We start from the raw sequence: 3,987 nt of genomic DNA, 5'->3' as shown, positions 1-3,987 counted from the left end.
AAAGAGGGCACGGCGACATCCGCTAGTAGTCGCAGGCCCGGCTTAAGAGGACTACAATGGCAACCATAACTGCCGAGAATGATCAGGCGGCCCTGGCCGACAGCGCCGTACCCGAAGCCGTAGTCGTGCGCTTTGCCGGGGACTCGGGCGACGGTATGCAGCTGACAGGTGGGCAGTTCACATTGTCCACCGCGCTCGCGGGCAACGACCTGTCGACCTTCCCTGACTTTCCGGCCGAAATTCGCGCGCCGCAAGGCACGCTGTTCGGCGTCTCCGCGTTTCAGATCAACTTCGGCTCTAGCGAGATCACCACCGCCGGTGACGCGCCTGACGTCCTTGTCGCGATGAACCCCGCCGCGCTGAAGGTGAACGTCCAGGCCTTGAAGCCCGGTGGCCTGATCATCGCCGACACTGGCGAGTTCAACAAGCGCAACATGGAAAAGGCGAAGTACGAATCCTCGCCTTTCGAGGACGGCAGCCTGGCAAAGTGGGAGGTCATGGCCTTCGACATCAGCGCGCTGACGCTGGAAGCGGTAAAGCCGTTCGGCCTTGGCAACAAGGAGGCGCTGCGCTGCAAGAACATGTGGACGCTGGGCCTTTCGCTGTGGATGTTCGATCGTGATCGCCAGCCCTTAATCGATTGGCTGAACGGCAAGTTCGCCAAGAATCCGGTGCTGGCGCAGGCCAATATCGCCGCGCTCAACGCCGGCCATGCTTATGGCGAAACAGCAGAGTTGGCGGGCCCGCTCAAAAAACTGCATCTCGATCCGGTGCCATCGGCACCAGGCCTCTATCGCACCATCACCGGGGCAGAGGCTGTTTCGCTGGGCCTCGTCGCCGGCGCGCAGCTGGCGGACTTGCCGATGTTCTTCGGCGGCTATCCGATTACCCCGGCTTCCGCGATCCTTCATAACTTGGTGAAGATGAAGGAATTCGGCGTCACCACCTTCCAGGCCGAGGACGAGATCGCCGCGATCTGTTCGGCGATCGGCGCGTCCTATGCCGGGCAGCTGGGCATCACCTCTTCGTCCGGTCCGGGCATCGCGCTCAAGGGCGAGGCGATGGGCCTGGCGATCATGACCGAGCTGCCACTGGTGATCGTCAACTCACAGCGCGGTGGCCCCTCGACCGGCCTGCCGACCAAGACCGAGCAGTCCGATCTGTACCAGGCGATCTACGGCCGCAACGGCGACGCGCCGATGCCGGTCATCGCCACCCGATCGCCGTCCGACGCTTTCGAATGCGCGATCGAGGCTTGCCGCATCGCCACCGAATACATGACCCCAGTCATGCTGCTGACCGATGGTTATATTGCCAACGCGTCCGAGCCGTGGAAGGTGCCCGACCCGGCCTCGTTCACGCCGTTCCCGAAGACGTTCCTGGAAGAAACGAACAATCCGGACGGCAAGGTCCTGCCCTTCAAGCGTGACGAGAAGGGGGCACGCCCCTGGATCAAGCCGGGCACACCGGGCCTGATGCATCGTATCGGCGGCATCGAGAAGGCGATCGACACCGGCAATATCGACTATTCGCCCGCCGTTCACCAATCTCAGACCGATGCCCGCACCGACAAGGTGGCCGGCATCGCCAACGGTATTCCGGCGCAGGAAGTCACCCTGGGCGAGGCTTCGGGCAAGCTGGCGGTGGTCGGTTGGGGCTCGACCTACGGCCCCATCCATCAGGCCGTTCGCCGGGCGCGCCGCAAGGGGCTGGACGTTCACCACATCCACGTCCGGCATGTCTGGCCAATGCCGACGAACTTCGGCGAGTTGCTGGCGGGTTACGAGAATGTGCTGGTGCCCGAGATGAACACCGGCCAGTTCAAGACGGTGCTGCGCGATCAATACCTGATCGACGCGGTTCCGCTGAACAAGGTATCCGGCCAGCCCTTCGCCATTGCCGAAATCGAGGCGGCCATCGCCACGTTCTTCGACGCAGTGCCCGGCAATGAGGGTGGCGAAGTACCGGTCAACGAAGGCCAGTTGCCCAGCCCCGAAGCGCATAACGACTGATATTGGGACAAACCCAGATGAACGATATGACCCCCATCCAGACCACGCTCAAGGACTGGGAAACCGACCAGGAAGTACGCTGGTGCCCGGGCTGCGGCGACTACGCGATCCTCAAGGCGGTGCAGCGCACCTTGCCGATCATCGGCGCGGATCCGGCCAAGACGATGTTCGTATCTGGCATCGGCTGCTCCAGCCGCTTCCCCTACTACGTCGAAAGCTATGGTTTCCACACGATCCACGGCCGCGCGCCCGCGTTCGCCACGGGTATCAAGCTGGCGAACCCTGAGCTCGACGTCTGGATCGTGACCGGCGATGGTGACGGCATGTCGATCGGCGGCAATCACACGATGCACGTGCTGCGCCGCAACCTCGATTGCCAGATCCTGCTGTTCAATAACGAGATCTACGGTCTGACGAAAGGCCAGTTCTCCCCGACCAGCCGCCCCGGCACGACCTCTCCTACGACGCCACTGGGGTCTTACGATCGCCCGGCCAGCCCTTGCGCGTTCGCGCTGGGATCGGGTGCTCGTTTCATCGCGCGTGCTTATGACGTCTCCAAGGAACTATCGAACACGCTGATCGCAGCGCATGCGCACCGGGGTGCGGCCTTCGTCGAGATTTTCCAGAATTGCATCGTCTACAACAAGGATCGTTTCGACGATTTCGCCGCCAAGGGCGTCGCCGATACGATGCAACTGTGGTGCAAGCAGGGTGAGCCGTTGCTCTTCGCCAAGGGCACCAAGGGGCTGTCGCTCGACCTCGAGACGCTGTCGCTGAAGGTCGTCGACGTCGTCGATGGCGATTGGCAGGCGGCAGGCGTGGTGGTTCATAATGTGAAGAATCGTGGCTTGGCGCATATGCTGGTCGAGATGCCGTTCGGTCCGTTCCCGATGGCTTTGGGCGTGATCTACGATGATCCGGCGCCTACTTTCGAAGGCTCGGTAGCGATCGAGCGTGAAAAGTCAGTGGCCGGCAAAACCGCCGATCTTACCAAGCTGTTGAGCAAGGGACAGACCTGGACCGTCGAGCCGGAAGCCGCTCACGGTCTGATGGACTGAAATCGGATTATAGCCCGATCATACAACGGCTCCACCGCGCTAGGTGGGGCCGTTCGCGTTTCAGTCGTTCTCCTCCTCAGGCATCATCCTCTCGGCGACTACTGCGGGGCGGTAGAGCAAGGCGCTTGCCAGGAACGCCCAACCCGCACCGCCCAGCCATCCCGCGATGACATCCGTCGGCCAATGAACGCCGAGCCACACCCGGCTCCACGCGATCAACATACTCAGCAGTAACGCAAAACCGATGATCGTCATGCGAACGGACGAGCGCGGGCTCATGGCGGCAAAAGCCAACGCGATGGTGACATAGACCAGCGCGGAATTGAAGCTGTGTCCGCTGGGAAAGCTGTTGCCACCCGCGTCCATGAGGTGCGGCACGATCTGCGGGCGTGCGCGACCCACCAGGAGCTTGAGCCCGGTATTGACGCCCCAGCCAAGCACGATCGTCATCCCCAGCAAGATACCTTCGCGCCGCAATCGCAGGAAAAACAGCGCCACGATCGCCATGAGCGCGAACAAGTTGCGCAGCAGCACACCGCCCAGCGCCGTTATATCTCGCACCGCTTCCAGCAGGCCAGCAGGTCCGCTCGGATAGAGATCGGCCTGGCGCCACAACATCAGCCCGGCGCGATCGGACGCCGTGGTCTTGCCGTGGGCAACGCACCACGTGGTGACGGCGAACCCAAGCCATAGCAGGATGGCCAAAGTCAGCGCCTTTCGGCGATCGACATGCCGCTCTACAGGGCGGAGTGTGATAGACGGCGGCGAATTGACCATGAGGGCAGGGAACGCACCGGGCATCGGCTCGTTGCGCGAACAATGAGTGCTTCTGATAAATCGCCGCAAATCGTCTGGCTCAGGCGCGATTTGCGACTGGCCGATCAACCCGCGTTGTCCGCTGCTGCCGAACAAGGCCC

General features: G+C 62.4%; 4 protein-coding genes. 3 read left to right on the top strand and 1 reads right to left on the bottom strand.

What is annotated here, in order from left to right; translation table 11 throughout:
* Positions 1-56: 56 nt before the first annotated feature.
* Positions 57-2,012 carry a 2-oxoacid:acceptor oxidoreductase subunit alpha gene (locus tag ACHWRX_RS08925; protein WP_394658928.1) on the top strand — a complete coding sequence of 652 codons (1,956 nt, stop codon included), beginning with the start codon at positions 57-59 and terminating at the stop codon, positions 2,010-2,012.
* Positions 2,013-2,029: 17 nt separating this feature from the next.
* Positions 2,030-3,070, top strand: coding sequence for a 2-oxoacid:ferredoxin oxidoreductase subunit beta (locus ACHWRX_RS08920; protein WP_058735400.1), 1,041 nt, complete (start codon positions 2,030-2,032; stop codon positions 3,068-3,070).
* Positions 3,071-3,130: 60 nt separating this feature from the next.
* On the opposite strand, the gene ACHWRX_RS08915 is transcribed toward ACHWRX_RS08920, so the two are convergent.
* A complete protein-coding gene (locus tag ACHWRX_RS08915) occupies positions 3,131-3,520 on the bottom strand; it encodes a phosphatase PAP2 family protein (RefSeq protein WP_394658929.1) in 390 nt (129 codons plus the stop codon).
* A 279-nt stretch (positions 3,521-3,799) separates the two neighbouring features.
* Here ACHWRX_RS08915 and ACHWRX_RS08910 point away from each other — a divergent pair.
* Positions 3,800-3,987 (top strand): deoxyribodipyrimidine photo-lyase (locus ACHWRX_RS08910; protein ID WP_394658927.1); only part of this gene is annotated, 188 nt, incomplete at its 3' end.

Source organism: uncultured Novosphingobium sp., from assembly GCF_964277725.1.
Lineage (GTDB): Bacteria > Pseudomonadota > Alphaproteobacteria > Sphingomonadales > Sphingomonadaceae > Novosphingobium > Novosphingobium fluoreni.
The sequence above is the reverse complement of the archived record's forward strand: the minus strand, read 5'-3'. Positions and strand labels throughout refer to the sequence as shown.

Bases quoted from the DNA above. Each gene is read 5' to 3' on its own strand.
- ACHWRX_RS08915 (WP_394658929.1), bottom strand. From the start codon at position 3,520: ATGACGATCGTGCTTGGCTGGGGCGTCAATACCGGGCTCAAGCTCCTG.
- ACHWRX_RS08920 (WP_058735400.1), top strand. From the start codon at position 2,030: ATGAACGATATGACCCCCATCCAGACCACGCTCAAGGACTGGGAAACC.
- ACHWRX_RS08925 (WP_394658928.1), top strand. From the start codon at position 57: ATGGCAACCATAACTGCCGAGAATGATCAGGCGGCCCTGGCCGACAGC.